At 72.5% G+C, this 24,778-nt stretch carries 28 protein-coding genes; 9 read left to right on the plus strand and 19 right to left on the minus strand.

Features of this window, described 5'->3' with window-relative positions; all coding sequences use genetic code 11:
- The 6 genes from Q7F20_RS05620 to Q7F20_RS05645 all read right to left on the minus strand — a co-directional run.
- Nucleotides 1-1,671 (minus strand): MDR family MFS transporter (locus tag Q7F20_RS05620; protein WP_305739131.1); only part of this gene is annotated, 1,671 nt, incomplete at its 3' end.
- Nucleotides 1,668-2,288, minus strand: coding sequence for a TetR/AcrR family transcriptional regulator (locus tag Q7F20_RS05625; RefSeq protein WP_305739132.1), 621 nt, complete (start codon nucleotides 2,286-2,288; stop codon nucleotides 1,668-1,670). The genes Q7F20_RS05620 and Q7F20_RS05625, both read right to left, overlap by 4 nt.
- Nucleotides 2,289-2,323: 35 nt before the next feature.
- A complete protein-coding gene (locus Q7F20_RS05630) occupies nucleotides 2,324-2,818 on the minus strand; it encodes a GNAT family N-acetyltransferase (protein ID WP_305739133.1) in 495 nt (164 codons plus the stop codon).
- A gap of 65 nt (nucleotides 2,819-2,883) precedes the next feature.
- Nucleotides 2,884-3,576 (minus strand): HAD family hydrolase, encoded by a 693-nt coding sequence (locus Q7F20_RS05635; protein ID WP_305739134.1) that lies wholly within the window; start codon nucleotides 3,574-3,576, stop codon nucleotides 2,884-2,886.
- A 55-nt stretch (nucleotides 3,577-3,631) separates the two neighbouring features.
- Nucleotides 3,632-4,273 carry an MBL fold metallo-hydrolase gene (locus Q7F20_RS05640; protein WP_305739135.1) on the minus strand — a complete coding sequence of 214 codons (642 nt, stop codon included), beginning with the start codon at nucleotides 4,271-4,273 and terminating at the stop codon, nucleotides 3,632-3,634.
- Between the two features lie 58 nt (nucleotides 4,274-4,331).
- A complete protein-coding gene (locus Q7F20_RS05645; RefSeq protein ID WP_305739136.1) occupies nucleotides 4,332-4,763 on the minus strand; it encodes a MarR family winged helix-turn-helix transcriptional regulator in 432 nt (143 codons plus the stop codon).
- A gap of 197 nt (nucleotides 4,764-4,960) precedes the next feature.
- On the opposite strand from Q7F20_RS05645, the gene Q7F20_RS05650 reads away from it, so the two are divergent.
- The 6 genes from Q7F20_RS05650 to Q7F20_RS05675 are packed head-to-tail and all read left to right on the plus strand — an operon-like array spanning nucleotide 4,961 to nucleotide 12,759.
- Nucleotides 4,961-6,376 (plus strand): FAD-binding oxidoreductase, encoded by a 1,416-nt coding sequence (locus Q7F20_RS05650; RefSeq protein ID WP_305739137.1) that lies wholly within the window; start codon nucleotides 4,961-4,963, stop codon nucleotides 6,374-6,376.
- Nucleotides 6,377-6,434: 58 nt separating this feature from the next.
- Nucleotides 6,435-8,078: an ABC transporter substrate-binding protein gene (locus tag Q7F20_RS05655; protein ID WP_305739138.1), complete on the plus strand. Its 1,644-nt coding sequence runs from the start codon at nucleotides 6,435-6,437 to the stop codon at nucleotides 8,076-8,078.
- Between the two features lie 2 nt (nucleotides 8,079-8,080).
- Nucleotides 8,081-9,082, plus strand: a complete 1,002-nt coding sequence (locus Q7F20_RS05660; RefSeq protein ID WP_305739139.1) for an ABC transporter permease — start codon at nucleotides 8,081-8,083, stop codon at nucleotides 9,080-9,082.
- Nucleotides 9,079-9,945 (plus strand): ABC transporter permease, encoded by an 867-nt coding sequence (locus Q7F20_RS05665; RefSeq protein ID WP_305739140.1) that lies wholly within the window; start codon nucleotides 9,079-9,081, stop codon nucleotides 9,943-9,945. Before Q7F20_RS05660 ends, Q7F20_RS05665 begins: the two co-directional genes overlap by 4 nt.
- Nucleotides 9,942-11,558 (plus strand): ABC transporter ATP-binding protein, encoded by a 1,617-nt coding sequence (locus Q7F20_RS05670; protein WP_305739141.1) that lies wholly within the window; start codon nucleotides 9,942-9,944, stop codon nucleotides 11,556-11,558. The genes Q7F20_RS05665 and Q7F20_RS05670 overlap by 4 nt, the downstream gene beginning before the upstream one ends.
- A gap of 10 nt (nucleotides 11,559-11,568) precedes the next feature.
- Entirely contained in the window at nucleotides 11,569-12,759 is a 1,191-nt protein-coding gene (locus tag Q7F20_RS05675; RefSeq protein WP_305739142.1) for a PLP-dependent aminotransferase family protein, read from the plus strand.
- Nucleotides 12,760-12,903: 144 nt separating this feature from the next.
- Here Q7F20_RS05675 and Q7F20_RS05680 read toward each other — a convergent pair whose 3' ends face one another.
- The 4 genes from Q7F20_RS05680 to Q7F20_RS05695 form a co-directional block, all read right to left on the minus strand.
- Nucleotides 12,904-13,476, minus strand: a complete 573-nt coding sequence (locus Q7F20_RS05680) for a DUF3618 domain-containing protein (RefSeq protein WP_305739143.1) — start codon at nucleotides 13,474-13,476, stop codon at nucleotides 12,904-12,906.
- Nucleotides 13,473-13,904 (minus strand): phage holin family protein, encoded by a 432-nt coding sequence (locus Q7F20_RS05685; RefSeq protein ID WP_305739144.1) that lies wholly within the window; start codon nucleotides 13,902-13,904, stop codon nucleotides 13,473-13,475. The genes Q7F20_RS05680 and Q7F20_RS05685 overlap by 4 nt, the downstream gene beginning before the upstream one ends.
- Nucleotides 13,901-14,719 carry a hypothetical protein gene (locus Q7F20_RS05690; protein ID WP_305739145.1) on the minus strand — a complete coding sequence of 273 codons (819 nt, stop codon included), beginning with the start codon at nucleotides 14,717-14,719 and terminating at the stop codon, nucleotides 13,901-13,903. The genes Q7F20_RS05685 and Q7F20_RS05690 overlap by 4 nt, the downstream gene beginning before the upstream one ends.
- Before the next feature lie 185 nt (nucleotides 14,720-14,904).
- Nucleotides 14,905-15,858, minus strand: a complete 954-nt coding sequence (locus Q7F20_RS05695) for a nucleoside hydrolase (RefSeq protein ID WP_305739146.1) — start codon at nucleotides 15,856-15,858, stop codon at nucleotides 14,905-14,907.
- A 138-nt stretch (nucleotides 15,859-15,996) separates the two neighbouring features.
- On the opposite strand from Q7F20_RS05695, the gene Q7F20_RS05700 reads away from it, so the two are divergent.
- Entirely contained in the window at nucleotides 15,997-16,659 is a 663-nt protein-coding gene (locus Q7F20_RS05700) for a hypothetical protein (protein ID WP_305739147.1), read from the plus strand.
- Here the strand turns inward: Q7F20_RS05700 and Q7F20_RS05705 are convergent.
- The gene (locus tag Q7F20_RS05705; RefSeq protein WP_305739148.1) at nucleotides 16,656-17,267 is read right to left on the minus strand and encodes a helix-turn-helix domain-containing protein; all 612 of its coding nucleotides are present in this window, start codon (nucleotides 17,265-17,267) and stop codon (nucleotides 16,656-16,658) included. The genes Q7F20_RS05700 and Q7F20_RS05705 overlap by 4 nt on opposite strands.
- A gap of 66 nt (nucleotides 17,268-17,333) precedes the next feature.
- Between Q7F20_RS05705 and Q7F20_RS05710 the strand changes: the two genes are divergently transcribed.
- Entirely contained in the window at nucleotides 17,334-18,323 is a 990-nt protein-coding gene (locus Q7F20_RS05710) for an NAD(P)/FAD-dependent oxidoreductase (RefSeq protein WP_305739149.1), read from the plus strand.
- A gap of 87 nt (nucleotides 18,324-18,410) precedes the next feature.
- Here the strand turns inward: Q7F20_RS05710 and Q7F20_RS05715 are convergent, their stop codons facing one another.
- The 7 genes from Q7F20_RS05715 to Q7F20_RS05745 all read right to left on the minus strand — a co-directional run bounded on the left by Q7F20_RS05715 (nucleotide 18,411) and on the right by Q7F20_RS05745 (nucleotide 23,246).
- Nucleotides 18,411-19,076: a pentapeptide repeat-containing protein gene (locus tag Q7F20_RS05715; protein WP_305739150.1), complete on the minus strand. Its 666-nt coding sequence runs from the start codon at nucleotides 19,074-19,076 to the stop codon at nucleotides 18,411-18,413.
- A gap of 4 nt (nucleotides 19,077-19,080) precedes the next feature.
- On the minus strand, nucleotides 19,081-19,500 hold the full coding sequence (locus Q7F20_RS05720) for a DUF6314 family protein (RefSeq protein ID WP_305739151.1): 420 nt from the start codon (nucleotides 19,498-19,500) through the stop codon (nucleotides 19,081-19,083).
- 9 nt (nucleotides 19,501-19,509) lie between these two features.
- Nucleotides 19,510-19,752: an SHOCT domain-containing protein gene (locus tag Q7F20_RS05725; RefSeq protein WP_305739152.1), complete on the minus strand. Its 243-nt coding sequence runs from the start codon at nucleotides 19,750-19,752 to the stop codon at nucleotides 19,510-19,512.
- Nucleotides 19,749-20,081: an SHOCT domain-containing protein gene (locus Q7F20_RS05730; RefSeq protein ID WP_305739153.1), complete on the minus strand. Its 333-nt coding sequence runs from the start codon at nucleotides 20,079-20,081 to the stop codon at nucleotides 19,749-19,751. Before Q7F20_RS05730 ends, Q7F20_RS05725 begins: the two co-directional genes overlap by 4 nt.
- A gap of 172 nt (nucleotides 20,082-20,253) precedes the next feature.
- Nucleotides 20,254-21,291, minus strand: coding sequence for an NAD-dependent epimerase/dehydratase family protein (locus Q7F20_RS05735; RefSeq protein WP_305739154.1), 1,038 nt, complete (start codon nucleotides 21,289-21,291; stop codon nucleotides 20,254-20,256).
- Nucleotides 21,291-22,484 carry a zinc-dependent alcohol dehydrogenase gene (locus Q7F20_RS05740; protein ID WP_305739155.1) on the minus strand — a complete coding sequence of 398 codons (1,194 nt, stop codon included), beginning with the start codon at nucleotides 22,482-22,484 and terminating at the stop codon, nucleotides 21,291-21,293. The genes Q7F20_RS05735 and Q7F20_RS05740 overlap by 1 nt, the downstream gene beginning before the upstream one ends.
- A gap of 258 nt (nucleotides 22,485-22,742) precedes the next feature.
- Entirely contained in the window at nucleotides 22,743-23,246 is a 504-nt protein-coding gene (locus Q7F20_RS05745; protein ID WP_305739156.1) for a GNAT family N-acetyltransferase, read from the minus strand.
- A 51-nt stretch (nucleotides 23,247-23,297) separates the two neighbouring features.
- On the opposite strand from Q7F20_RS05745, the gene Q7F20_RS05750 reads away from it, so the two are divergent.
- Nucleotides 23,298-23,882 (plus strand): TetR/AcrR family transcriptional regulator, encoded by a 585-nt coding sequence (locus Q7F20_RS05750; protein WP_305739157.1) that lies wholly within the window; start codon nucleotides 23,298-23,300, stop codon nucleotides 23,880-23,882.
- Here Q7F20_RS05750 and Q7F20_RS05755 read toward each other — a convergent pair.
- The gene (locus Q7F20_RS05755) at nucleotides 23,879-24,775 is read right to left on the minus strand and encodes an aminoglycoside phosphotransferase family protein (RefSeq protein WP_305739158.1); all 897 of its coding nucleotides are present in this window, start codon (nucleotides 24,773-24,775) and stop codon (nucleotides 23,879-23,881) included. The genes Q7F20_RS05750 and Q7F20_RS05755 overlap by 4 nt on opposite strands.
- Nucleotides 24,776-24,778: the final 3 nt, after the last annotated feature.

Consider the following 24,778-nt stretch of genomic DNA (forward strand, 5'->3'; position numbering starts at 1 on the left):
CGACCCCGCATCCGCCGACTGCGGCTGCGCCGCACCGGCCGCGCGGCCCGCGCGCTGCGCGCGCTCGAGCTCGTCGGCCTCGGCTCCGCCGACCGCCTCGCCACGGGCGACCATGCCGGCCGTGTCGGACAGGGTGATCTGCGGGAGGAACAGCGCGAGCAGGAACGCCACCGCGATGAACGGCAGCAGGTACCAGAACACGGGCGCCAGGGAGTCGGCGTACGCGTTCACGATGCCGTCCTGCACCGCCTCCGGCAGCTTCGCCACGGTCGCCGGGTCGATGCTGCCCGCCGACGAGGCCGCGTCGCTCGCCGAGCCGCCGGCGCCGCGGAACACGTCGGTGAGCGACGTCGTGAGCCGCGCCGTGAAGAGCGCACCGAACACCGCGGTCCCGAGGGAGGCGCCGACCTCGCGGAAGTAGTTGTTCGTCGACGTGGCGGTCCCGACCTGTGAAGCGGGCACGGCGTTCTGCGCCACGAGGACGACCACCTGCATGATGAGCCCGAGCCCCGCACCGAAGACGAACAGGTAGGCGCAGATGAGCCAGATCGGGGTGTCCGCCGCGAGCTGTGTCATGGCGAGCATCGCGAGGGCGACCAGGACCGTCCCGACGATCGGGAACACCCGGTAGCGACCGGTCCTGGTGATCAGGTTGCCGGACGCGATCGAGGTGCCGATCAGGCCCGCCATCATCGGCAGCATCAGGAGACCGGAGACCGCCGCCGAGGTGCCCGACGCCATCTGCAGGAACGTCGGGACGAAGCCGATGGCCGCGAACATGCCGATTCCGAGCACGAGGCCGATTCCGGTCGCGAGCAGGAAGGTGCGGTTCCGGAAGAACGACAGCGGGAGGACCGGGTCCTGCGCCCGCGACTCGACGAGCACGAGGAGCGCGGCAGCGACGACGAGACCGGCGAACCAGGCCCACGTCTCGGGGGCGTCCCACCCGTGGTCCCTGCTGCCGCCGAACTCGGAGAAGAAGACCAGGCACGTCGTCGCGGCGGACATGAGGAGCACGCCGAGGACGTCGATGCGCTTCGTCGCCTTCTTGCTCGGCAGGGTCAGCGCGAACCAGGCCACGAAGAACGCCGCGATGCCGACGGGGATGTTGATGTAGAAGGCCCAGTTCCAGGTGAGGTGGTCGACGAAGAAGCCACCGAGCAGCGGGCCGCCGATCGCCGAGAGGCCGAAGATCGCACCGAGCGGGCCGAGGTACTTGCCGCGCTGGGACGCCGGCACGATGTCCGCGATGATCGCCTGCGACAGGATCATCAGGCCTCCGCCGCCGAGGCCCTGCACGGCGCGGAAGACCACGAGCTGCGTGAAGTCGCCGGCGAAGGCACAGCCCGCCGACGCGATGGTGAACAGCGCGATGGCGACGAGGAAGAGGTTGCGGCGACCGAGGACGTCACCGAACTTGCCGTACACGGGCATCACGATGGTCGAGGCGAGCAGGTACCCGGTCGTCAGCCAGGCCTGGTGCGCGACGCCGCCGAGCTCGCCGACGATGGTCGGCATCGCCGTCGAGACGATGGTCTGGTCGAGGCTGGAGAGCAGCATCCCCGCGATGAGCGCGGAGAAGATGATCCAGATCCGGCGCTGCGTGAGGAGCAGCGGTCCGTCGGAGCCTGGGCGGGCACGCTTGGTCGTGCCCGGCGCGGTCGCGCTCATTCGGTGGTGTCCTGTCCGGTCGTGATGGCCGCCCGCATCAGGCGGAGGTTCTGGGTGAGCAGCTCGTCGAACGCGGGGCCGGTGGCTTCGTCGAACGCGTCGTCGAAGTAGGTCTCCGCCGTCACCTTCAGCAGCCCTGCGGCGGCCTCGGTGACGAGCCGCGCCCGGCGGTCGACGGGGTCGTCCCAGCCGAACCGCGCTCGGACGGCGTCGGCGATCCGACCGAGTTGCACGTCGGTCGCCGAGAGGAACCGGGCGACGAGCGCCGGTTCCCGTTCGAAGACCCCGCGGACGAGGACCTCGTCCGCGCGGTCGATGCCGACCCGGTGGAACTGGTCGATCGCGAGCGCGACGACGGAGTCCAACGGCGCGAGGTCGGCCGCGACGACACCGCCGGCGGCGTAGGCGTCGATGGCTTCGACGTCCGCGTTGATCTCGATGCCGAGCACGGCGTCGTCCTTCGAGGCGAAGTGGTTGAAGAACGTCCGCCGGGACACCCCGACCGTCTCGCAGAGCTGCTCGATCGTGAACCCGTGCAGCCCGTGCTCGATGGTCGCCCGGCGTGCCTCGACGATCATGCGTCGGCGCAGCGCGCGGGTGCGTTCGGTGGTGCTCACCGAACCAGAATTGCACTATCGCGTCAGAAGTGCAACTAAACGATCGGCGACAGCACCTTCTCGAAGCAGAACGACCACGGCATCGTCGCGGCGTAGGGCTCGTACACCGGGATGGGGGTCCAGCCGGTCTTCTCGTAGAGTGCGACGGCCTCGGGCTGCTTGTCGCCGGTCTGCAGGATGAGCCGCGCTGCCCCGTCCTCGCGCCCGACGCGCTCGCACTCGGCGAGGAGCGCGGTGGCCGCGCCCTTGCCCCGGGCAGCCTCGAGGACGATGAGACGCTTCAGCTCGACCTCGTCGCCGAGACGCCGGACGGCGATGTGTCCGAGGGCCTCGCCGTCCTCGTCGATCGCGAGGATCGAGGTGATGACCGTGGCCGGGTCCACGGCGAGCGCGCGACCACGCTCGGCCGTCACCGCCGGGTCCTCGTCGGCGTTCGCGGCCCCGTAGCGCTCGTGCATCTCCTCGTCCATGCGGGCGCGGAGCGCCACACCTCGGGGGTCGTCCCACCGAACGCGTTCGATCGTGATCACGACCGACGATCCTGTCACGGATGCCCGGGTCGGCGCGACGCGTCCCTGCGTTCGGCCGGGCTCGGTCAGTCGCGGGCCGCCAGGTCCGCGACGGGGCCCCGGCCGGCCCGCAGGTCGTCGAGGACCCCGGCCGCGTCGTCGTACACCGCCGCCGCACCGGCGCGGCGCAGTTCGTCCCCGCCGATCCCACCGGTCATCACGGCGACGCAGGGGACGCCGACCCGGCCGGCGGACTCGACGTCCCACATCGCGTCGCCGACCATCACGGCGGCGTCGGCGGACACCCCGACCTTGCGGAGTGCGACCTCGATGATCCCCGGGTCCGGCTTGGCCTGCTCGACGTCCTCCGAACTCGTGACGGCGGTGATCCAGGCCTCGGCGTCGAGCAGTTCGCGGAGCCGCACGAGTTCGGTCTCGGGCGCACTCGTCGCGAGCACGACGGCGTGCCCAGCCTCGGCGACGGACCGCAGCAGCTCGCGCGCACCCGGGAGGAGCCGCAGGCGCGGCATCTGTTCGGCGTAGTACGCGGTGTGGAACTGCTCGACGGTGTCGCGCTGGTCACCCGTGGCGTCCGGCAGCAACTCCTCGAGCAGCTTCGAGGAGTCCATGCCGATCGCGCGGTGGATGCGCCAGGCGTCGACGGACTCGCCGGCCGCGGTGCACGCCCGCCACCAGGCGTCGATGTGTGCGTAGTTCGAGTCGACGAGGGTCCCGTCGATGTCGAAGAGGACGGCGGTGGTGGAGGGTGCGTCGGACATCCCTCCACCATGCCCTGGAGGTGCGGCTCGCCTCACAGGGGCGGCGTCGCGACCGTCAGACGGTGATCGACTCGCTGGCGGGCAGGATCTGCACCGGCACCGGCCCGAGACCGTCCGACCCGAGGAACCGCGCCGCGGACTGCTGACCGAGGTCGCTCAACATCGCCTCGTGGATCTGCACGGCACGCTCGGGTGCGACCGCGCGGACGTAGTCGACGGCCTCGGCGGTGCTCGTCCAGGGACCGCTGGTCGGCAGCAGCAGCGTCGGGACCGGGACGCCCGGCACGAGGTACGCGTCGCCGGGGTGGAAGACGGTGCCGTTCACCAGGTAGCCGACGTTCGCGACGGTCGGGATGTCGCGGTGGATGGTCGCGTGCTCCTCGCCGAAGACCTGCACCGAGAACGGGCCGACCTCGAACGCGTCACCGGCCGAGACGGCGGCGACGCGGCCGTCGTGCGCGCCGAGCTGCTCGACGATCGCGGCCGGACCGCGCACCACGAGGGAGTCGCTCGAGTCGAGGGCGGCACGGACCGCGTCCACGTCGATGTGGTCGAAGTGCTCGTGGGTCACGAGGACGGCGACGGCGGCCGTCGCGAGGTCGGCGGACTCCGGCGTGAACGAGCCCGGGTCGATGACGAGGGTGACGCCGTCCTGCTCGAGGACGACGGTGGCGTGGTTGTACTTCGTCAGCTCCATGCCGACGAGTCTACAACAGTGTTGTACATCTGCGGGGTCGAGCCGGATGAGAGGGCGTTCACCGTTCGAGTCGCGCCGCGATGCGGTCGAACAGTTCCGGCACGCGGGCGAGCGCCCGCCGCTCCGTCTCGGAGAACTCGGAAGCGATGACGGACGCGAAGGCCCCGGCCCTCGCGCTCCGCTCCCGGAGCATGACCGTGCGGCCGGTCTCCGTCAACCGGATGACCGAGACGCGCCGGTCGCCGTCCGAGACACCCCGCTCCACGAAGCCGCGCTCCTCGAGCTCCGCCACCGTCCGCGACTGCCCCTGGTGCTTCACCCCACGGGCGCGGGCGAGCTCGGCGATGGTCTGCGGCCCCTGCCGGTCGAGCAGTCCCAGGCTCGCGCTCTGCGCCTGCGGCAGCTCGTCGGTGAGTGCCCGGGTGGCCCGCACGATCCGCCCGATCGACTCGCGGAGTTCCTCGGCGAGGTCGTCCGGAGTCGTCGTCATGCCCTCGACCGTACCGCCGGTCCCCGCGCGGGCGGCGACGCCGGACGTAACCCGGTGCCGGACAGGCCGCCGCGCGACGAAGTGTGACGCGCCTCCGGGCCGGATCCGCAGTCCACGACGCAACGCGACGAAACCCGGGGACACGACCCGTCACCGAGGGTGCGGAGGCCGCACCGGCGACCCGATCATCGGGTCCCATGACCACCACCACCGCACCAGCCCGCGCCGACCGCGCAGCGGACCTGGTCGACGCGCTCGGACGCCTGCACCCCGACATCGAGGTGCGCCCCGCCGGCCGTGCGACGGGCGCCTACCGGTACGACGCCGGCACCGCGCCCCGCAACGGCGCGTCCGCCGAGGGCGACGGACCTGCGGTCGCGTTCCCGACCGACGCCGCCGCGGTCCAGGCGGTCGTCCGGCTCGCTGGCGAACACGGCGTCTCGATCGTGCCGCGCGGTGCCGGCTCCGGGCTCTCCGGCGGCGCCACCGCCACCCGGGACCAACTCGTGGTCTCCACCGAACGCCTCGACCGCATCGTCGAGGTCGCACCGTTGGACGAGGTCGCCGTCGTCGAACCCGGCGTCGTGAACGCGGCGCTCAACGCCCACCTCGAGCCGTACGGGCTGTTCTACGCACCCGACCCGGCCAGCTTCGAGATCTCGACGATCGGCGGCAACATCGCGACGAACGCCGGCGGCCTGCGCTGCGCGGGGTACGGGGTGACGCGGGAGTCGGTGCTCGGCCTCGACGTCGTGCTCGCGGACGGCAGCCTGGTCTCCGTCGGCCACCGCTCGGTGAAGGGCGTGAACGGTCTCGACCTGACCTCGTTGTTCGTGGGCTCCGAGGGGGTGCTCGGCATCGTCGTCCGCGCGATCGTCCGGCTCCGGCCGATCCCGGTCGCCCGCCGGACCGTCTCCGCCTTCTTCCCGAGCACGTCCGCCGGGCTCGACGGGCTCGACGCGATCACGCGCTCGCCGGTCCGCCCCACCGTCGTGGAGTTCTTCGACGAACCGAGTCTCACAGCCATCGACGCCTTCAGCGGGACGGCGCTGCGGGACCGTGGCGCGTCGCTCGTGCTCGTCGAGCTCGACGGCTACGGCATCGACGAGCAGACCGCCGACCTCACCATTGCACTCAGCGGGGCCGGCGCCGTGGTCACCGCCGAGACCGACGAGGACGGGCACGCACTGTGGGAGCTGCGCCGCCACGGCCGCGGGCACACCGAGCCGCAGTGGTTCGTGGGCGAGGACATCGCCGTGCCGAAGTCGCGGCTCCGGGACGTCTACTCCCGCTTCGCCGAGCTCGAGGAGCGCTTCGACGTGCGGGTCTCGGCGGTGTCGCACGCCGGTGACGGCAACCTCCACCCCGCGATCACGCGGGCCATCGGCGACGCCGACCCCGCCGACCGCCCGGTCGCGCTCGACGAGGCCGCGACCGAACTCGTCCGCATCGCCCTCGCCGCCGGCGGCACCGTCACCGGCGAGCACGGCATCGGCACCGTGAAGCGGGAGTGGGCGGCGCTCGAGCTGTCGCCGCGGCACCTCGCCGCACAGCGGGCACTCAAGGACGCCCTCGACCCGGCCGGTCTGCTCAACCCCGGCAAGGCCATCTGACCCGCTCCTCCGACCACCCCGACCCCACCCCTGCCCCACCCGATCCGACAGGAACCCCATGACCGACTCACCCCGCTGGCGCCGGCCCCTCGCCGGTCTCGCGATCGCCGCCGCCGCGGCCCTCGTCCTCACCGCGTGCTCCTCCGGCTCGCAGGCGTCGTCGACGGCGTCCGGCAAGCCCGTCGAGGGCGGCAACCTCACCTTCCTCATCCAGGGCTACGACAACGGCTTCGTGTCGAGCAAGAGCGCGATCTCGAGCTACGAGGGAAACCTCTGGGGAGAGATCACCGACAAGCTCGTGTACGTCGACGCGAAGGGGAAGACCAGCCCGTGGATCGCGACGAGCTGGGACCAGTCCGACGACGCGAAGCACTTCACGCTGCACCTCCGGAAGGGCGTGACGTTCTCGGACGGCACCGCCCTCGACGCCCAGGCCGTGGTCGACAACATCGACCTCTGGGCCCACGGCGACGCCGACCGGGGCATCAGCAAGGTCGGGCTCTTCCCGTCGAGCACCTTCGTCGGGGCGACGGCGACCGACGACCACACCGTCGAGGTCGACTTCTCGTCGCCCGCCCTCGGGTTCATCCCGACGCTCGGGTACCACGGCTCGATCCTGCTCTCGCCGAAGACCCTCGCGTTGCCCCTCGACCAGCAGGCCGACCTGTCGAAGGAGATCGGATCCGGGCCGTTCACGGTCGAGTCGTACAAGGAGGGCGAGGAGTACGTCCTGGCGAAGCGGAAGGACTACGACTGGGGTCCCGCGGCGCTCGGGCACACCGGTGCGCCGTACCTGGACACCCTGACCTACAAGGTGATCAAGGACGAGTCGGTCCGGACCCAGGCGGTCGTCGCCGGCCAGGCGGACGTGTCGTTCAACGTCGAGCCGCAGGAGATCGACTCGCTGAAGTCGCAGGGCTTCACGGTCGACACCCCGCGCTACCTCGGCTTCACCGACGGCTTCAAGGTCGACACCACCGCGTTCCCGACGAACGACGCCGCGGTCCGCAAGGCGATCCAGATCGGCATCGACCGGAAGGCCATCCTGAAGACCGTCTACACGTCGGACTGGCAGGCCGCCACGTCGTTCGTCCAGGGCAACGTCCCGGAGGTCGCCGACGAGTCCGACCTGCTGGCGTACGACCCGGACCGGGCGGAGCAGCTGCTCGACGACGCCGGCTGGACGAAGGGCGCGGACGGCACGCGACAGAAGGACGGCAAGGACCTCGAGTTCACGCTCTCGCCGAACCCGTACGTCCCGTCGACCCAGGCCGAGGACGAACTGATCGCACAGCAACTCGCGAAGATCGGTGTGCATGTGCGACTCAAGGTCGTCGACGTCGCCGGGTACGCCGCCGTGCAGGCTTCGAACCCGCCGCTCTACCAGACCTCCCGCAGCTTCGTCGACGTCGGGACGGTCGCCGGGGTGCTGACCAGCCAGAACGGCGGCGAGGACTGGTTCGGCCTCGGCACGAGCGACGCGAAGCTCAACGAGCTGTCCACCGCGGTGGCCACTGCGTCCGACGAGACCGAGCGGAAGCAGGTCGCCGCCCGACTGCAGCAGTACGTGCTCGAGCAGGGCTACTACGTACCGACCGTGCAGCTCGTGCAGCGCCTGTACCTCATCTCGCCGAAGGTGCACGGGACGAAGTACAACGGCCTCGCCTACGCGAACTTCGCGACCGCCTGGATCGAGCGGTAGTCGTGTCGTACCTCCGGTACGCGCTGCTGCGGGTCGCGCAGGCCCTCGTCGTGGTCCTGCTGGCGTACGTGCTCACCTTCCTGGTGATCAGCGTGCTGCCCGGCGACGCCGTGACGAACGCGCTGCGCGACCCCCAGAGCGGACTCAGTGGACAGGACATCGCGAAGATCGTGTCCTACTACGGCCTCGACCAGCCCGTGCTGCTGCAGCTCTGGCTGTCGCTGTCCCGCTTCGCGGTCGGGCAGCTCGGGTTCTCGCTGCAGTCGAACCTGCCCGTGTCGCAGGTCATCGCCGGCTCGCTGCCGTCGACCCTCGTCCTCGCCGGCACGGCCCTGCTCGTGTCGATCGTCTTCGCGGTCGGCATCGCGTACGGCTCGCAGTACGCTCCGGGCGCCTGGCTCCGGAACGCGCTGCGATCGGTGCCGTCGTTCTTCCTCTCCGTGCCGAACTTCGTGATCGGCCTGGTGCTCATCTCGTGGTTCGCGTTCCGACTGCACACCTTCGCCGTGATCGAGCCGGACAGCCCCGTCGCGACGTTCTTCGCGGCCGTCACGCTGGCGATCCCGGTGTCCGCGCCGCTGGCCGAGGTCCTGATCGCGAACCTCGACCACGAGTCCCGGCAGGAGTACGCGATCGTCGCCCGGTCCCGCGGGCTCTCGCGGACGGGCCTGTTCGCACGACACCTGGTGAAGCCGTCGCTCCTGCCCGCGGTGACGATGGTCGCGCTCGTCGTCGGAGAACTGCTCGGCGGGTCCGTGATCACCGAGACCATCTTCGGCCGCGACGGCATCGGCGTGGTCGTGCAGAAGGCGGTCACCACGCAGGACGTCCCGGTGCTGCAGGCCGTCGTGTCCCTCGCCGCGGTGGTCTTCGTGGTCGTGAACCTGCTCGCCGACCTCGTGTCGCCGCTGCTCGACCCCCGCGTCTCGCTGCGGGCGGCGTCGACGAAGGCGCTGGGGGCCCCAGCAGCGACGGCGGCCCCGAAGGCGCGGGTGTCGGCATGAGCGCGGACCTCACCACCGTCCGGGTGTCCACGACGGCGTCGTCCGCGACCCGACCGAAGCGCCGCGGCACCGTGGTGCCGCCGACCGTGCTGCTCTCGTTCGCCGTGCTCGTGGTCGTGCTGCTGTGGTCACTCGCTCCCGGGTTGTTCACGGGGCAGAGCGCCGTCACGGGGGACACCGCGGCCAAGCTCCAGGCGCCGTCGGCCGCGCACTGGTTCGGCACCGACTACCTCGGCCGCGACCTCTACGCCCGGGTGGTCCACGGCACCGCGTCCTCGGTGACCAGCGCGCTCGTCGCGGTGGCCATCGGCCTGGTCGTCGGCGGCCTGATCGGCCTCGCCAGTGGGTTCCTGCGAGGCTGGGTGGACCTCCTCCTCGGCCGCGTCGTCGACGTCCTGCTCGCGATCCCGGGGTTCCTGCTGGCCGTGGTCATCGTCAGCTCGCTCGGCTTCCACACGATCAACGCCGCGATCGCCACGGGCATCTCGGCCGTCGCCGCCTTCGCCCGGCTCGCCCGTGCGGAGACGCTCAAGGCGCGGGGATCGACGTTCGTCGAGGCCTCGACCCTGGTCGGCGGCTCCGGTGCGCACGCCCTCTTCCGGCACGTGCTGCCGAACGCGTACCGGTCGGTGCTCGCGCTGGCCGTGCTCAACCTCGGCACGTCGATCCTCGTGATCGCGTCGCTCGCCTTCCTCGGGTACGGAGATGCCCCACCCGCGTCGGACTGGGGGCTCCTGGTGGCCTCCGGCAAGACGTACCCGACGGCACCGTGGCTCGTGTACGCCCCGGCCGTCGTCATCGTCCTCACCGTGCTCTCGGTGAACCGGATCAGCCGTTGGCTGCGGAAGGCGGGTCGGTCATGACGGTCCTGGAGGAACGGATCACCACGGACACGCTGCTCACGGTGAGCGGGTTGACGGTCGCGTACGGCGGGACACGGGTCGTGCACGGCGTCGACTTCACCGTCGGCCGCGGGCGCACCGTGGCCGTCATCGGCGAGTCCGGTTCGGGCAAGTCGACGATCGCGAAGGCGGTACTCGGCCTGCTCCCCGCGGGGTCGACGGTCAGCGGATCGGTCGACTTCGCCGGCGACGACCTCGTCACGCTGCCCGACCAGCGCTTCCGGGCACTGCGCGGACGCCGGATCGGGTTCATCCCGCAGGACCCGGCGACGGCACTCAACCCGGTCCGGACGATCGGCTCGCAGGCGCTCGAAGCGGCCGCGCTCACCGACGCCCCCACCGTCGAGGCACGACGGGCCGCGGTGCTCGCCGTCTTCGAACGCGTCGGGCTCACCGATCCCGAGCGGGTGTGGCGGTCGTACCCGCACGAGCTGTCCGGCGGCATGCTCCAGCGCGTGCTCATCGGGTTGACCGTCCTGCCCGAACCGGACCTCGTCGTGGCGGACGAGCCGACGAGCGCCCTCGACGTGACGATCCAGAAGCGCATCCTCGACCTGCTCCAGCAGCTCCGGGCCGAGCGGGGCATCAGTCTGCTGTTCATCACCCACGACCTCGCCGTCGCGGCCGAACGAGCCGACGACCTCGTCGTGCTGCGGGACGGCGTCGTCGAGGAGCAGGGTCCCGCCGCCCGGGTGTTCCGCGCCCCGCGGTCCGAGTACGCCCGCCTGCTGCGAGCCGACGTCCCCGCGCTCAGCCCGGACCGGTACCGATCGACCGACGTCGCGCGCTCTCGCTCCGCGAGCGATCGTCCCGCGCACATCTCGGTGTCCGGCGTCGCCCGCCACTACGGTCACGGCGACCGCACCGTCCGGGCCGTCGACGGCGTCTCGTTCGACGTCCGTGCCGGGACCACGCACGCGCTCGTCGGCGAGTCCGGCTCCGGCAAGACGACGACCGTCCGCATGCTGCTCGGCCTGGAGCGTCCCGACGCGGGCCGCATCGCCGTCGACGGCGTCGAGGTGCACGGACGCTCGAAGGCCGACCTGCGCCGCGTCCGCCGGCAGCTGCAGCTCGTCTACCAGAACCCGTTCACGTCGCTCGATCCGACGTGGCAGGTGCGACGGATCGTCGGTGAACCGCTCGACCGCTTCCGGGTCGGCACCCGGGCGTCCCGGGCCGCTGCCGTCCGCGAGGCGCTCGACTCCGTCGGCCTGGACGACCGGTACCTGCGCCGCCGCCCCACCGACCTGTCCGGCGGGCAACGGCAGCGGGTCGCGATCGCCCGCGCCCTCGTCCTCCGGCCCGAGGTCGTCGTGCTCGACGAACCGACGAGCGCGCTCGACGTCACGGTGCAGGCCGGGATCATCGGGCTGCTCACCCGGTTGCAGCGGGAACTCGGGCTGACCTACCTGTTCGTGTCGCACGACCTCGCGCTCGTCCGGCAGGTCGCCGACACCGTCACGGTGCTGCGGCACGGCCGGGTCGTCGAGTCCGGGCCGGTGAGGCGGGTGTTCCACGACCCCCGGCACGAGTACACGCGCAGCCTGCTCGACGCCGTTCCGGCAGCCAGCTGAAGGAGAAGCCATGACGATCACCACCACCGGCACCAAGCCGTCCCTCATCCGGGCGTTCACCGCGCCGAAGGGGTTCGGCGACCAGACGCTGCGCGACCCGCGGCCCGATGCGATCGAGCTGCTCGGCGGCATCCCCGACCCGGGTGTGCTGCCCGCGGCGGAGCTCGCCGAGGCCACCGCGCGCGTCCTGTCCCGTCCGGGCCTGCCGGCACTGCAGTACTCGCGGACGGCCGGCATCTCCCCGATCCGCGAGTGGATCGCCGCTCGCGAGGGCGTCCCCGTCGACCGGATCGTGATCACGAACGGCGCGTTCCACGGCCTCGCCCTGGCGATCCAGGTCGTCCTCGAGCGCGGTGACCTCGTCGCGGTCGACAACCCCGTGTTCCCGCTGTTCCTCCGCGGCCTGGAGCTGGCCGACGCCGTCACGCTGCCGATCCCGGTGGGTCCGGACGGCCTCGACCTCGACCTCCTCGAGCGCGAGCTGGAGGCGGGTGCCAGGCCCCGCGCGCTGTACACCGTGCCGGACTTCCACAACCCGACGCAGGGCACCCTGCCGGCCGCCGCACGAGCACGCCTCGTCGCCCTCGCCGAGCGGTACGACTTCGTCGTGTTCGCCGACAACCCCTACCGCGAGCTCTGGTACGGCGACGGCCCGGAACCCGTCGACGCCTTCAACCACTCCGAGCACGTCGTGCACGTCAACACGTTCACGAAGGCCCTCGGCCCCGGGCTGCGGCTCGGCTGGATCGTCGTGCCGGAGCGGTTCGCGGGCGACGTCGTAGCGCTCCGGAGCCGGCAGGACTCGCACAGCTCGACGTTCGTGCAGGCCGTCATCGGCGAGCTCGTGACGGCGGACGACTCCCTGTTCGACCGCACCCTCGACCGGGCGCGCGCGCTGTACCGCGGTCGCGCCGAGACCCTCGCGTCGGCGCTGGCCGACGCGGCCCCGGGCGTCTTCGACGTGACGGTCCCCGGCGGCGGGCTCTTCCTCTGGCCACGGATCACCGACGACCGGATCGACGCGGACGCCCTCGCGGCAGCGGCGAGCGCCGAGGGCGTCGAGTACCAGCGCGGCGCGTTCTTCCCCTCCGGGCCGGGCACCGACGCGGACCGGCACCTCCGACTCGCCTACGGCCACGTCGACGAGGAGCGGCTGCGTCTGGCGGCGACCCGCCTGGGACGTGCCGTCGCGCGCTCGTGACGTGACCGGGGACGGACTGGAGGCGGGGGGGGCGCCCGGGCCCGGGCCGCCCGGGCGCGCCCGTCGCGCGGGGGCTGGGCGGCCGCCCGGCGGGCGCGGCCGCGCCCCCCCCCCCCCCCCCCTCCAGGATCGACGCCGGTCGCGTCAGCTGCTGCGCACGTCCTCCGCAGCGCCCTGCGCGTGGTCCTTCACGTCGGACGCGGCGCCCTGTGCCTCGTCCTTGACGGTCTGGGCTGCGTCCTGCGCGGTGTCCTTGAGGTCCTGCGCGTGCTCCTTCGCCACGTCGCCGAGCTGCGAACCGACGTCCTTCGCCTGTTCCTTGACGTCCTCGACGAGGGGTGCGGCCTTGTCCTTGAGCTCGCCGGCCAGCTCCTCCTCCTTGTCCGAGGTGGGGATGAGCGACGACGCGAGCCATCCGGCGCCGAACGCGATCAGTCCGACGGCCAGCGGGTTGCCCTTGGCCTTCTCGACGCCCTTGTGCGCGACGTCCTTGGCGTGGTCGGCCGCTCCCGACGCCGAGTCGGAGACGCCCGACCGTGCCGACCCGGCCGCGCCCATCACGGACTCGCGGGCGTTCTGGAACCGGCTCTTGACCTTCTCGGTCTGCCGGTGGGCGATCGCGGACGGACTGACCTTGTCGGCGAGGGCGTCGACGTCGGAGCCGAGTTCGCCGCGGGTGCGCTCGATGTCGGCGCGGATCTCGTCTGGGGTGCTCATGGCTTCCTCCCGGTGGTGGGCTTGAGTGCTTCGGGGACTTCCTTGACGGTCTCGACCGTCTGCGGGGCGCCCTGGATCTCCTTGATCTCCTTGCGGCCGCGGACGGCCAGGACCGCGGCGACGATCGCGTAGACCGCGGCCACGATGAGCGCGGACCAGGCGTTGCCGACGAGGTACCCGAGGCCCCACCACGCTGCGATCGACAGGAACAGGAGTGCGAACAGCGCCGTGAGACCGGCACCGCCGAACATGCCGCCGGCCTTGCCCGCCTTCTTCGCGGACTCGGTCAGCTCGGCCTTGGCGAGCGCGACCTCCTGCCGGAACAGGGTCGACAGGTCGCTGGACACCTCGGAGAGGAGCTCGCCGAGCGGTGTCGTCGCGGCGCGTTCCTCGGGTCCGGGCGCTCCCGGGGGTGCGGGGTGGGTCATGCGCCGTCCGCTTCCTTCTCGTGCTTGACCTCGGTCGCGAGGGCCTTCGTCAGCCGTCCGGCGAGGATGCCGGCGCCGGCGGCGAGGGCGATGAACGTCCCGGGACGCTTCGCGGCGAAGGACTTCACCTCGTCGAGGAGCGAGCCCGGGTCGCGGTTCTCGAGGAACCCGGCCGCGGTGCTCGCGCGGCCGGACAGGTCGCGGACGACCTTGGCGGCGAGGCCCTGCTCGTCGTCGTTGTCCGCCATCCGGCCGAGCTGCTCGCCGATGCTGCGGAGTCCGCCGGCGGCTCGCTGCTGCTGGTCGGCGGCCTGCTCCTTGAGCGTCTCGGTCGCCTGGCCGTAGAGCTGCTTGGCGTGGTCGGTCGCCTCGGACGCGACGTTCGACGCCTGCTCCTTGGCGGTGCCCGCGACGTCGGCGGCCTTGGCCTTCGCGTCGCCCGCGACGTCCTGTGCGGCGCTCTTCGCCTGGTCGGCCGTGGCGCCGCCGGACGTGCCGGTCGTGCCGGTCGTGCCGGTCGTCGACCCGGAGCCGCCGGGGCCCGTCGTGGGCGCGCCCGAGATCCCGGTCGTCGCGGGCGGCAGCTGTTCGTCTGCGGGGATCGCGTCGAGGGGCGCGTCGAACGGCACCTCGGCCACGTCGTCGCCGTACGCGTCGTACGTCAGCGGAGCGTCGGGGTCCGTCGACCGCGGGGCGGGCGTGCCGCTCGCGAAGCTCGGGACGGTGACGCCGGGGTGGATCTCGTGCCCGTCGGACGCCGCGGTGCGGTCGTGGATGGGCGTCCCCGAGTCGTTCCCGGGTGGGTTCGTGGTCATGGTCAGCCTTCCGGTCGTCGTCGCTCCCGGTGTGCACCGGGGCGTTGCGACACCGACCGTGCGCGTACGACTCTGTGGTGCTGCCCAGGATCGCCACCAAGCGCGGGACGTTCGTCCGCTCAGCGCGGACGCGCCGGACGAGAGCGTCCACCGGGACGCTCCTGCGCGCTTCCGTCAGGGGCTCCTCAGACCCCTCGCGGCTCCGCGGTGGTACCGACGTGGAGGATGCGGTCACGGATGACGTCCGCCGCACGGTCGTCGGCCGCCACCACGACGCGCACCGCCGGCCCGTCCGCAGCGGGGACGGTCCGGCCGTGCTCGGCGCCATCGACCACCACGTCGAGCGGTGTGTCCCGGACGGTGGGCTGGACCTCGCCCGCCGCGATGGCTGCCGCCAGCGGGTCGTGCAGCGGCGCACGGCGGACGTGGTCGACGGACTCGTAGAAGTCGACGTAGCTGCGGAGCATCGTGCCGAGCGCGACCCGGAGCGCATCACCGGCCGCCGTGAACCGGTCGGCATCGGTGTCGTCGAAGCGGTGCTGACGGGTGACGTCGAGCGGCACGAGCACGAGGTCGAAACCGGCGCGGAGGACACGCCTGGCGGCCTCGGCGTCGTTGTGGACGTTCGCCTCGGCGGTCGGTGACACGTTGCCCGCGTCCCACACGGCACCACCCATGATCGTCAGCGTGCCGACGAGCTCCGGCAGGCGAGGCTCGGCGTCGAGTGCGACGGCGAGGTTCGTGAGCGGCCCGATGGCCAGGACGTCGAGCTTCCGGTCGCCGGCGGCGTGGTCGCGGGCCAGACGCACGAGCAGTTCGGCGGCAGGGTCCTCCGCCGCGGCGACCCCCGGCGGGAGGTCGACCCCGCCGATGCCGTTCGCCCCGTGGACGTGCGGCGCGCCACCGCCGTACGAGCCGCCGATCGGGTCGTGGGCGCCGACCGCGACGGGCACCGTCCGCCCGCACAGGGCCAGCAGCGCCGCGGTGTTGACGGCTGCGGTCGCGGCGTCGGTGTTGCCGGAGACCGTGCCGATGCCGACGAGGTCGACGTGCGGGACGTCGAGCAGGTACGTCAGCGCCAGGGCGTCGTCGACACCGGTGTCGCAGTCGAGGAAGAGCGGGATGGTCGGCGTGGTCACCCGGTCATCCTCCCATCGCCGCCCGGTGCCCCTGAGGACACGATCGGGTGACGATCGCAGCGGCCCGCCCACCGACCCGGGTACCGTCGGCCGCGGGGCAGCCGATCGACCGAGCGGCCGCGGAACGAGGGGGAGCACATGCGACGGAACACGACCATCGGAGCCACGGCGATCGCGCTCGCGCTCCCGGCACTGGTCCTCAGCGGCTGCGCGCAGGCGACGAGCGGCACCGGCGCCGCTCCGACCGGGACGACGTCCGCGAGCACCACGGGCACCAGCGCCTCCCCGACCGCCCCGGCCTCGACGCCGCGGCCGACCTCGACGATCACCCCGGTCCCGGGCGTCGACGACGACGCCGGCAGGCTCCCGGAGTCGTGCGAGGGACTCATCACGGCCGGCAAGTGGGACACGGCCTTCGCGGACGCCCCGCTCAACGACCCGGCCGTGGTCGGCGACCCGGTGCAGACGCCGAAGGACGACCTCACGCCCGTGCTCCAGCCGGACGGCAAGCAGCTGTACTGCGTCTGGCGGGACCCGCGGGCCGACACGACGTTCCTGTCGATCCGGGTCGCGGTCGTCGACTCGACGAAGGCCTACGAGCACCTGAAGACGGCGCTGTCCGGGTACGACTGCTCACTCGACGGCTACGGGTACCGCTGCCAGAAGGTCTCGCAGAACAGCCAGTACCCGGTCACCGACGGCGACACCTACTACACCCGCGGCGACGTCGGCATTCACGTCCAGCAGTCGAACGTCACGACGTCGGGCCTGCTCGACGACGTCATCGCGCACGTCTTCTAGCGGTCGGCGGGCCGCGATCGGATGTGCGCCCGCTCACCCTGCGGCCCGTACAGGCACAGCACCTCGGTGACCTCGTCCGTGGTGTTCCCGACCCAGTGCGGGGTGTGCGTGTCGAACTCGACGACCTCGCCCGGACCGAGGTCGAAGTCACGGTCGCCGAGCAGCAACCGGAGCCGTCCGGACAGCACGTAGAGCCACTCGTAGCCCTCGTGCGTCCGGAGGGTCCGGTCGACGTTCGCCGGTCCGGGCGGGATCAGCTGCTTGAACGAGCGCACGCCACCGGTCCGTCGGGTGAGCGGCACCACGACCCGACCGCCGTGCACCTCCGGCGCGAGGTGCACCCGCGGATCGCCCGTCCTCGGCGCCCCGACCAGGTCGTCCAGCGGCACCTGGTACGCCCGCGCGAGCGGCAGGAGGAGTTCGAGCGTGGGCTTGCGGTGCCCCGACTCGAGCCGAGACAGCGTCGACACCGAGATGCCGGTCTCGGCGGCGAGCGCCGCGAGCGTGACGTCCCGGCGGGTCCGCAGCGCACGCAGGCGCGCACCGACCGCGTCGACGACCTGGGCCGTCGTCCGAGGGGTGATCCGTTCCTCCCGATCCGTCGCCACGGGGCCATGTTGCCAGACCGGCAAGGAAGTTTGCCAGCTGGCGACACGCATCCGCAGGATGCACGCATGCGTGATCACTACGACGTCATCGTCATCGGCGGAGCAGCCGCCGGTCTGTCAGCAGCACTCGTCCTCGGCCGTTCGCGGCGGTCGGTCCTCGTCGTCGACTCCGGCGAGCCCCGGAACGCCCGAGCCGAGGGGGTCCACAACTACTTGGGGCGCGAGGGCGCCTCGCCAGCGGAGCTGGGTGCGGTCGGCCGCGACGAGGTGGCGGCCTACGGCGTCGAGGTGACGACCGGGAGGATCGTGGCCGCGTCCGGCACCGACGGTGACGACGTCGACCCGGTCGGCTTCTCGGTCACGCTGCAGTCGGGTGCGGTCGTCGCCGCGCGCAGGCTGGTCGTCGCCTCCGGCGCCGAGGACGTCCTGGCGGACGTCCCGGGCCTCGCCGAGCAGTGGGGGCGTGGCGTGGTGCACTGCCCGTTCTGCCACGGGTGGGAGATCCGCGACCAGCGCATCGGCGTGCTCGTGACGTCGCCGATCGGGGCGCACCAGGTGCTCATGTTCCGCGCGCTGAGCGAGGACGTGACGGCGTTCGTCACCGACGCGGGGCTCCTCGACGACACCACACTCGCCGGTTTTGCTGCCCGGGGCGTCGGGGTCGTGACGGGACCCGTGCGCGAAGTGGTGTCCGAGGGCGACCGGCTCACCGGGGTCTCCACGGCGTCCGGCGAGTTCGTCGCGCTCGACGCCCTGGCCGCGGCGAGCACGGCCGAGGCACGCATCGGGTTCCTCGAGGGGCTCGGGCTCGAGGCCACCGACCAGTTCACGGGCGACCACCGGTACGCGAGCGCCCTGACCGTGGACGCCGCCGGGCAGACGAGTGTCCGGGGCGTCTACGCTGCCGGGAACGTGGCGGCGCCGATGGCCACCGTCATCGCGTCGGCGGCGGCGGGGACGCAGGCGGGTGCGGCGGTGCACGGCGACCTCGTGCAGGCGGACCTCGCGCGTGCGCTCGCGCGCGCCGGCGCCGCGTCCGCGTCCGCGTCCGCCTGACGCAGTGTGCGAGGTTCCGCGTGCCGTGCGGGGTCGTTCGCGTCCCACGGAGCGCGGGACCTCGCACACTGCGCCCGGCCCTGCCGGTCAGTCGACGCGGTAGCCCGCCTGGGCCGCCAGGAGCGGCGCGAGCGTGTACAGCTGGTCGGCGCCGATCGTCGCCCCGCGGAACCCCTCGAGCCGCTCCACCCGGTCGAGGTCGGCACCCCGCAGGTCCACGTGCTCGATCCGGGTGTTCGATCCCTCGGCCGCCCGGATCCTCGTCCCCTCGAACGACACCCGCAGCAGTCGGGCGTCGGCGATGTCGAGCTCGTCGAGGACGCAGTCGCGGAAGACCACGTCGGTGAGCGTCGACCCGCGCAGGTTCACGAACCCGAGCTTCATGCCGACGAACTCGACGCCGTTCAGTCCCGCGTCGTACAGCTCCGCCGAACCGATGCGGCCGCCGGCGATCCGGACCTCGCGCCAGGAGCTGCTCGACGCACGGAGCACCGGGGCGTCCAACGTCTCGACGACCGAGTCGCGGATCCGGAGGCCGCGGAGGTCGGCGCCGTCCACACGGAGCGTGCCGATCACCGACTCCTCGATCTCGAGGTCCGGCAACCGCTCCCCCGCGAGGTCGAACACGTCGATGCGCTTCCCCTCGATCCGGTCACCGGTCAGCACGTCACCGGGACCGGGCGTCCAGTCGTCGAGGTCTGTCGGGTCGGTCAGCGTGATGCGCGGGGCGTCGGTACCGGAGCTGCGGGGCATGCGCTCAGTCTGCCGGGTGGGACCGACGACGCAGCGTGCTGTCGAGGACGTAGTCCTTCGCCGGGCCGTGCGCCTCCCACCGGACCGTCCACTCCTCGGTGTCCCCGGCGAGCACCCCGGAGTAGTCGTCGGGCGCGCACGCGTGCGACACCGCCGACCCCCAGACCCAGTCGTGGAACACCCGGCCGTCGGCGAAGTGCACGGCCCAGCGGTCGTCCGCGCCCCGGCGCACCCAGAGCGTCCGCGACACGGGGACGGTCCGACCGTCGAAGGTCATCGTGCCGGCCTCGTCCCATCGGACCTGATCCGTCGCCATGCGGGTCAGCGTGGTCGTCCCGGTCACGGAGCCGTGGACACCTGCCCGCCGGTCGTGGACCGTCCGCCGCAGGCTCCACTCCCCGAGGAGGTCGATGGGTCGCAGCACCCGTCCAGGCTAGCCGCGGAGGGTCTCGGCGCGAGCGGCTCGGTGCTCGTCGTCGGAGATGACGCCGCGGGCGTGCAGGTCGTCGAGCTCGGCGAGCCGCTGCTCGAGCGGACCGCTCGACCGCCGACGGGACCGTCGGGCGACGAGCACGATCGCGACCACGGCCACCACGACGAGCACGGCCACGGCGCTCCACACGAGGTCGTAGACCGGTGGCACCAGCGGGTTGTGGGTCTCCGCGACGATGCTCATGCGCGCAGGGCCTCGGCGCGGGCGACCCGGTGCTCCTCGTCGGAGATGACGCCGCGGGCGTGCAGGTCGTCGAGTTCGGCGAGCCGCTGCTCGAGCGACTTCTCGGGTGCGAGGGTCCGACTCTGCATGGCCTGGTACGCGAGGTCCTCCTCGAGGGTGAACGGGTTCTGGCCCCGCTTCGCCATCCGGGCACTGCGGAGGACGATCGTCACGACGATGGCGACGAACCCGAGTCCGATCACGGCCGCGCCGACGCCCCACAGCACGCCGAACACACCGAAGTCGCCGAGCCCGACGCCGTCGCTCTCTCCGAACAAGTCCCCGAACACACCGTCCCCCTTCGTCGGACAGCCAGAGCGTAGCGCGATTCGGGCGTCCGACCTCGTCGATTCTTCCCAGAGCACCCGCGATGGGAAGCGGATTCGGGCGTAGCTGGTCGAAACTTCCGAGCAGGTACGCGCGAAACGACCAGGTACGCGCGGAACGACCCCGCCCCGCCCCTCACCCGCGCAGCGGACCCGACCCCGGCACCCTCGCCCCGTCCGCGAACCCGGCCACGAGCTCGCGCAACGCCTCCTCGGAGGTGTGCCGCGCCTCCCATCCGAGCACCGACCGCGCCCGGTCGGTGCGCATGATCGGTGCCCGGGCCGCGATGTCCACCCACCCGGCGTCCGTCGGCTGCAACCGCAGCCGCCACGCGAGCGTGATGAGCCCCCTGACCAGCCACATCGGCGCCCGGACGGCCCCGAGCATCCCGAACGCCCGCGCGATCCTCGGTGGGTTGAGCACGGGGCTCGCGGCGATGTTGAACGCGCCGCCCGCCCGCCGGTCGATCGCGCGCCAGAAGGCATCGGCGACGTCGTCGGCGTGCACCGCCTGGAACACGAACGGCAGCGGGAGCGGTAGGACCGCCCAGCGGAGCCACCAGACGACCGACATCGGCACGAGGCGCCCGAGGAACAGCCCGCGGAGCTCGGCGGCTGCGCTGCGCTGGAACACCAGTCCGGGGCGGAGTCGGGTCACGACGACGTCCGGGTGGCGGGCGGCGAAGGCGTCCAAGGCCGACTCGTTCTCGGCCTTGTGGATCGAGTAGGTGGCGGTCGGGATGCCGCTGACGGGGAACTCCTCGTCGACGGGCGTCCGTTTGCCGTCCACGTCGACCCCGCGGTACGCCCCCACGGACGACGCGACCACGACCTGGGGGACGCCGACGCGCGCCACGGCCTCGAGGACGTTCGCGGTCCCCGTCACGTTCGTCCGGTACTGCGCCGGGATGTCGTGCGTCGGCTGCAGGGCCCACGCGAGGTGGACGACCGCGTCGGCACCGCGGAACACGGCTGCCAAGTGGTCGACCGCGTCCCGGGCCCCGACGTCGACGGCGTGCCAGACGGCCGTCCCGTACGGATCGGCGTGGACGTCGGGCAGCCGCCGAGCGACCCCGACGACCTCGAGGGACGCACCGTCGGCACGTGACGCCGCCAGCCGCCGCAGCACCGCGGTCCCGAGGTTGCCGGTCGCGCCGACGACGACGATCCGCATCAGCCGGCGGCCAGCGCGGGGTCGAGGACGACCTTCACGCAGCCGTCCTCCTTCTTCTGGAACACCTCGTACATGTGCGGGGCGTCCTCGAGCGAGACCCGGTGGGTCGTCAGGTCGAGGGTCCCGAGCGGGTCGGACGGGTCCTGCACGAGCGGCATGATGTCGTCGACCCAGCGCTTGACGTTGCACTGCCCCTCGCGCACCGTGATCTGCTTGTCGAACAGGGTCATCATCGGCATCGGGTCGGCCATCCCGCCGTAGACACCACTGAGCGAGACCGTCCCACCGCGACGGACGAGGTCGATCGCCGCGTGCACGGCGGCGAGCCGGTCGACGCCGGCGGTCTCGATGGCCTTCTGCGCGAGCTTGTCGGGGAGCAACCCGGCGGCACGTTGGGCGAACCCCGCGACGGGGTTGCCGTGGGCCTCCATGCCGACCGCGTCGACGACCCCGTCGGGTCCCCGGCCGTCCGTGAGGTCGACGAGCTGCGGCACCACGTCCTTCGTCAGGTCGAACACCTCCGCGCCGTGCTTCGCGCCGAGGTCACGGCGGACCTGCTCGGGGTCGACGGCGAGCACCCGGTAGCCGAGGTGTGCACCGATCCGGGCGGCGAACTGCCCGACCGGGCCGAGGCCGAGCACGGCGAGCGTGCCGCCCTCGGGCACGTCCGCGTACTGCACGGCCTGCCAGGCGGTCGGCAGGATGTCGCTGAGGAACAGCCACCGTTCGTCGGGCGTCCCGTCGTCCGGGATCACGATGGGCCCGTAGTCGGCGTGCGGCACGCGCAGGTACCCGGCCTGTCCGCCGGGGACCTGACCGTACATCTTCGTGTAGCCGAACAGCGAGGCACCGGTGCCGTACTCCGTCACCTGCGTGGTCTCGCACTGCGACTGCAGCCCGCGCTGGCACATCCAGCAGTGCCCGCACGAGATGTTGAACGGGATGACCACACGGTCGCCGACCTTCAGGTTCGTGACCCCGGAACCGACCTCCTCGACGATCCCCATCGGTTCGTGCCCGAGGACGTCGCCCTTGTCGATGTACGGTCCGAGCACCCCGTACAGGTGCAGGTCGGACCCGCAGATCGCGGTCGAGGTGATCCGCACGATCGCGTCGGTCGGCTCCTGGATGGTCGGGTCGGGGACGGTCTCGACGGACACCTTCTCGGTGCCCTGCCAGGTCAGTGCGCGCACGTCGCGTTCCTCTCGTGGTCGCTTCCGGCCGGCCGGGAGGCGCGGCTCGTCTCCCCACGTCGCTACCCGCCCGCCCCGTGGTGCGTTCCCAGCCCCGGTCGGCCAGTGCGTTCCGTGGCGGACGCGAGCCGCGCCTCCTGGAACGCCCGCGGCGACCCCGGGTCCGACGTCATCCGCCTGCCGGAGGTGCCCACCGGAACGACGAGTGCGCACCGCCCACCCCCTGCACTCGTCGTCGCCGTGCGCGGTGCCGGGCTCTCACGCCGAGGTGTGCTCCGTCCTCGCGTCGACTTCGAACCGGCGACCGAAGCACACCGAGTTCGTCGACCCGACGTAGGCGCCGAAGAGCGGGATCGCCGTGTAGCCCTCACGCTGGTAGAACCGGATCGCGTCCGGCTGCTCCGTTCCGGTCTCGAGGACCACCGAGCGCGCCCCCACCCACTGCGCCTCCTGCTCGAGCCGGCGGAGCACCGCCGTCGCCACACCGGTCCCCCGAGCGGACGGCGCCGTGTACATCCGCTTGACCTCGACCACTCCGGCGCCGAGCACCTCGTCCGGGAGTGGACGGAGCCCACCGCAGGCGATCGCCGCGCCGTCCTCGTCGCGCGCGAGGACGAAGACCGGGACGTCCGCCGCGCTCGGCGGGACCCCGGGTTCGTGGTCGCTCGTGCCGTACCGCGCGTCGAGCTCCTGCCGCTGCGCCCGACGGAGCCGGTCGGCGTCCGGGTGGTCGAACGGGATGGTCGTGATGGTCCAGCGCATGGTGATCCTTTCGGTAACAAGCGTTACGGTAACACCTGTTACGCTACCGAGGTGCCCCGCATCCGAGACGACGCCGCCCAGCGGGCCCGGTTGTCCGAGGCCGTCTTCACCACCTTCGCCGACCTCGGCCCGACCGGACTCACGCTCCGCGCCGTCGCCGAGCGCGCCGGCTGCACCACCGGTCTCGTGCTCCACACGTTCCCCGACAAACGCGCCCTGCTCCTGCACGCGCGGGACGTCCTGCACGACCGCACCCGGGTCCGCGCCGATGCGCTCGAGGCGGACGCTCCGGATCCTGCGTCCGCCGTACGGGCCGTCGCCGGTGGCGCGCTCGCCCTCGATGCCGCACGCCTCGCCGAGGCCCGCGCGTGGGTCGCGTTCCTCGCCGCAGCACTCGGGGACCCGGTGCTGCGCGATCGGCACGTGACCAACAGCCGGTCCTTCGCCGACCGGCTCGCGCGGCTGCTCGGGAGCGCGACCGGCCTCCCGGGTCCGGTGTGCGAGGGTCGCGCGGCGACCCTGGGAGCGACCATCGAGGGGATCACGGTGTTGACGGCGGGAGACCCGGAGCGGTGGACGCCCGAGGGGCAGCAGGCAGCGCTCGACCTCGCGCTGGATGCCGCGCTGGCGCACTAGGGCGCGACGGCATCGGCCAGGACGGCCCGGAGCACCGCCGCGTGCTCGCGCCGATCCCCCGGCCCGGCGGTGCCGGCGAGCATGATGAGCGCCTTCCAGAGCGCCCACCCCCGCGCCCGCGCCCATGTGTCGCCGTCGAGACCGACCGCGTCGCGGAACACCCGTCGGGCGTCGCCGTCGAGGAACGTCCAGGCGAGGACGAGGTCGCATGCCGGGTCGCCGACGCCGCACGTCCCGAAGTCGATCACCGCGGCGAGCCGCCCGTCCGCGCCGACGAGCAGGTTGCCCGGAGCCACGTCGCCGTGGAACCAGACGGCCGGCCCGTGCCAGGCCGAGGCCGTCGCCGCACCCCAGACCGCTTCGCACGCACCGCGGTGGACGGCGTCCCCGAGCACGTCGAGGGCCGCGACCACCTCGGCCGCGTAGTACGAGGGGTGCGCTCCCCGGTGGAAGGAGTGCTCGCCGGCGACCGGTCCGTCCCCGGCCGGCACGGCACGCAGCTGCCGGAGCACCGCGCCGACGTCGGCGGCGAAGATCAGTCGGTCGAGGCCCACGGCCCGCAGCGCGACCGTCCCGTCGATCCAGCGCCGGACCGACCACGGGAACGGGTAGTCCGCGTCCGGGACGCCCAGACCCATCGGCTCCGGCACCGGGACGTCGAGCCGCGACGCCAGGTACGGCAGCACCCGCTGCTCCTTCTCGACCGCCGCCACGTAGCCGGCCGCGCTCGGCAACCGGACCGCCAGATCGCTGCCGAGGCGGTAGGTGCGGTTGTCCCAGCCCTGCGGATCGACCTCGCGCACGGGCAGCCCGGACCACTCGGGGAACTGCCGCGCGACGAGCCGTTCCACGAGTGCGGCGTCGATGTGCGGACGGGGCACCTCGGTGTGCATCGG

The organism is Curtobacterium sp. A7_M15 (genome assembly GCF_030705415.1).
In the GTDB taxonomy this organism is placed as follows: Bacteria; Actinomycetota; Actinomycetes; order Actinomycetales; family Microbacteriaceae; genus Curtobacterium.

What these genes read in the sequence shown, in the direction of transcription:
- Q7F20_RS05635 (WP_305739134.1), bottom strand. Translation starts at nt 3,576, where the DNA reads ATGTCCGACGCACCCTCCACCACCGCCGTCCTCTTCGACATCGACGGG.
- Q7F20_RS05640 (WP_305739135.1), bottom strand. Translation starts at nt 4,273, where the DNA reads ATGGAGCTGACGAAGTACAACCACGCCACCGTCGTCCTCGAGCAGGAC.
- Q7F20_RS05645 (WP_305739136.1), bottom strand. Translation starts at nt 4,763, where the DNA reads ATGACGACGACTCCGGACGACCTCGCCGAGGAACTCCGCGAGTCGATC.
- Q7F20_RS05650 (WP_305739137.1), top strand. Translation starts at nt 4,961, where the DNA reads ATGACCACCACCACCGCACCAGCCCGCGCCGACCGCGCAGCGGACCTG.
- Q7F20_RS05655 (WP_305739138.1), top strand. Translation starts at nt 6,435, where the DNA reads ATGACCGACTCACCCCGCTGGCGCCGGCCCCTCGCCGGTCTCGCGATC.
- Q7F20_RS05665 (WP_305739140.1), top strand. Translation starts at nt 9,079, where the DNA reads ATGAGCGCGGACCTCACCACCGTCCGGGTGTCCACGACGGCGTCGTCC.
- Q7F20_RS05670 (WP_305739141.1), top strand. Translation starts at nt 9,942, where the DNA reads ATGACGGTCCTGGAGGAACGGATCACCACGGACACGCTGCTCACGGTG.
- Q7F20_RS05675 (WP_305739142.1), top strand. Translation starts at nt 11,569, where the DNA reads ATGACGATCACCACCACCGGCACCAAGCCGTCCCTCATCCGGGCGTTC.
- Q7F20_RS05680 (WP_305739143.1), bottom strand. Translation starts at nt 13,476, where the DNA reads ATGAGCACCCCAGACGAGATCCGCGCCGACATCGAGCGCACCCGCGGC.
- Q7F20_RS05685 (WP_305739144.1), bottom strand. Translation starts at nt 13,904, where the DNA reads ATGACCCACCCCGCACCCCCGGGAGCGCCCGGACCCGAGGAACGCGCC.
- Q7F20_RS05690 (WP_305739145.1), bottom strand. Translation starts at nt 14,719, where the DNA reads ATGACCACGAACCCACCCGGGAACGACTCGGGGACGCCCATCCACGAC.
- Q7F20_RS05700 (WP_305739147.1), top strand. Translation starts at nt 15,997, where the DNA reads ATGCGACGGAACACGACCATCGGAGCCACGGCGATCGCGCTCGCGCTC.
- Q7F20_RS05710 (WP_305739149.1), top strand. Translation starts at nt 17,334, where the DNA reads ATGCGTGATCACTACGACGTCATCGTCATCGGCGGAGCAGCCGCCGGT.
- Q7F20_RS05715 (WP_305739150.1), bottom strand. Translation starts at nt 19,076, where the DNA reads ATGCCCCGCAGCTCCGGTACCGACGCCCCGCGCATCACGCTGACCGAC.
- Q7F20_RS05725 (WP_305739152.1), bottom strand. Translation starts at nt 19,752, where the DNA reads ATGAGCATCGTCGCGGAGACCCACAACCCGCTGGTGCCACCGGTCTAC.
- Q7F20_RS05735 (WP_305739154.1), bottom strand. Translation starts at nt 21,291, where the DNA reads ATGCGGATCGTCGTCGTCGGCGCGACCGGCAACCTCGGGACCGCGGTG.
- Q7F20_RS05745 (WP_305739156.1), bottom strand. Translation starts at nt 23,246, where the DNA reads ATGCGCTGGACCATCACGACCATCCCGTTCGACCACCCGGACGCCGAC.
- Q7F20_RS05755 (WP_305739158.1), bottom strand. Translation starts at nt 24,775, where the DNA reads ATGCACACCGAGGTGCCCCGTCCGCACATCGACGCCGCACTCGTGGAA.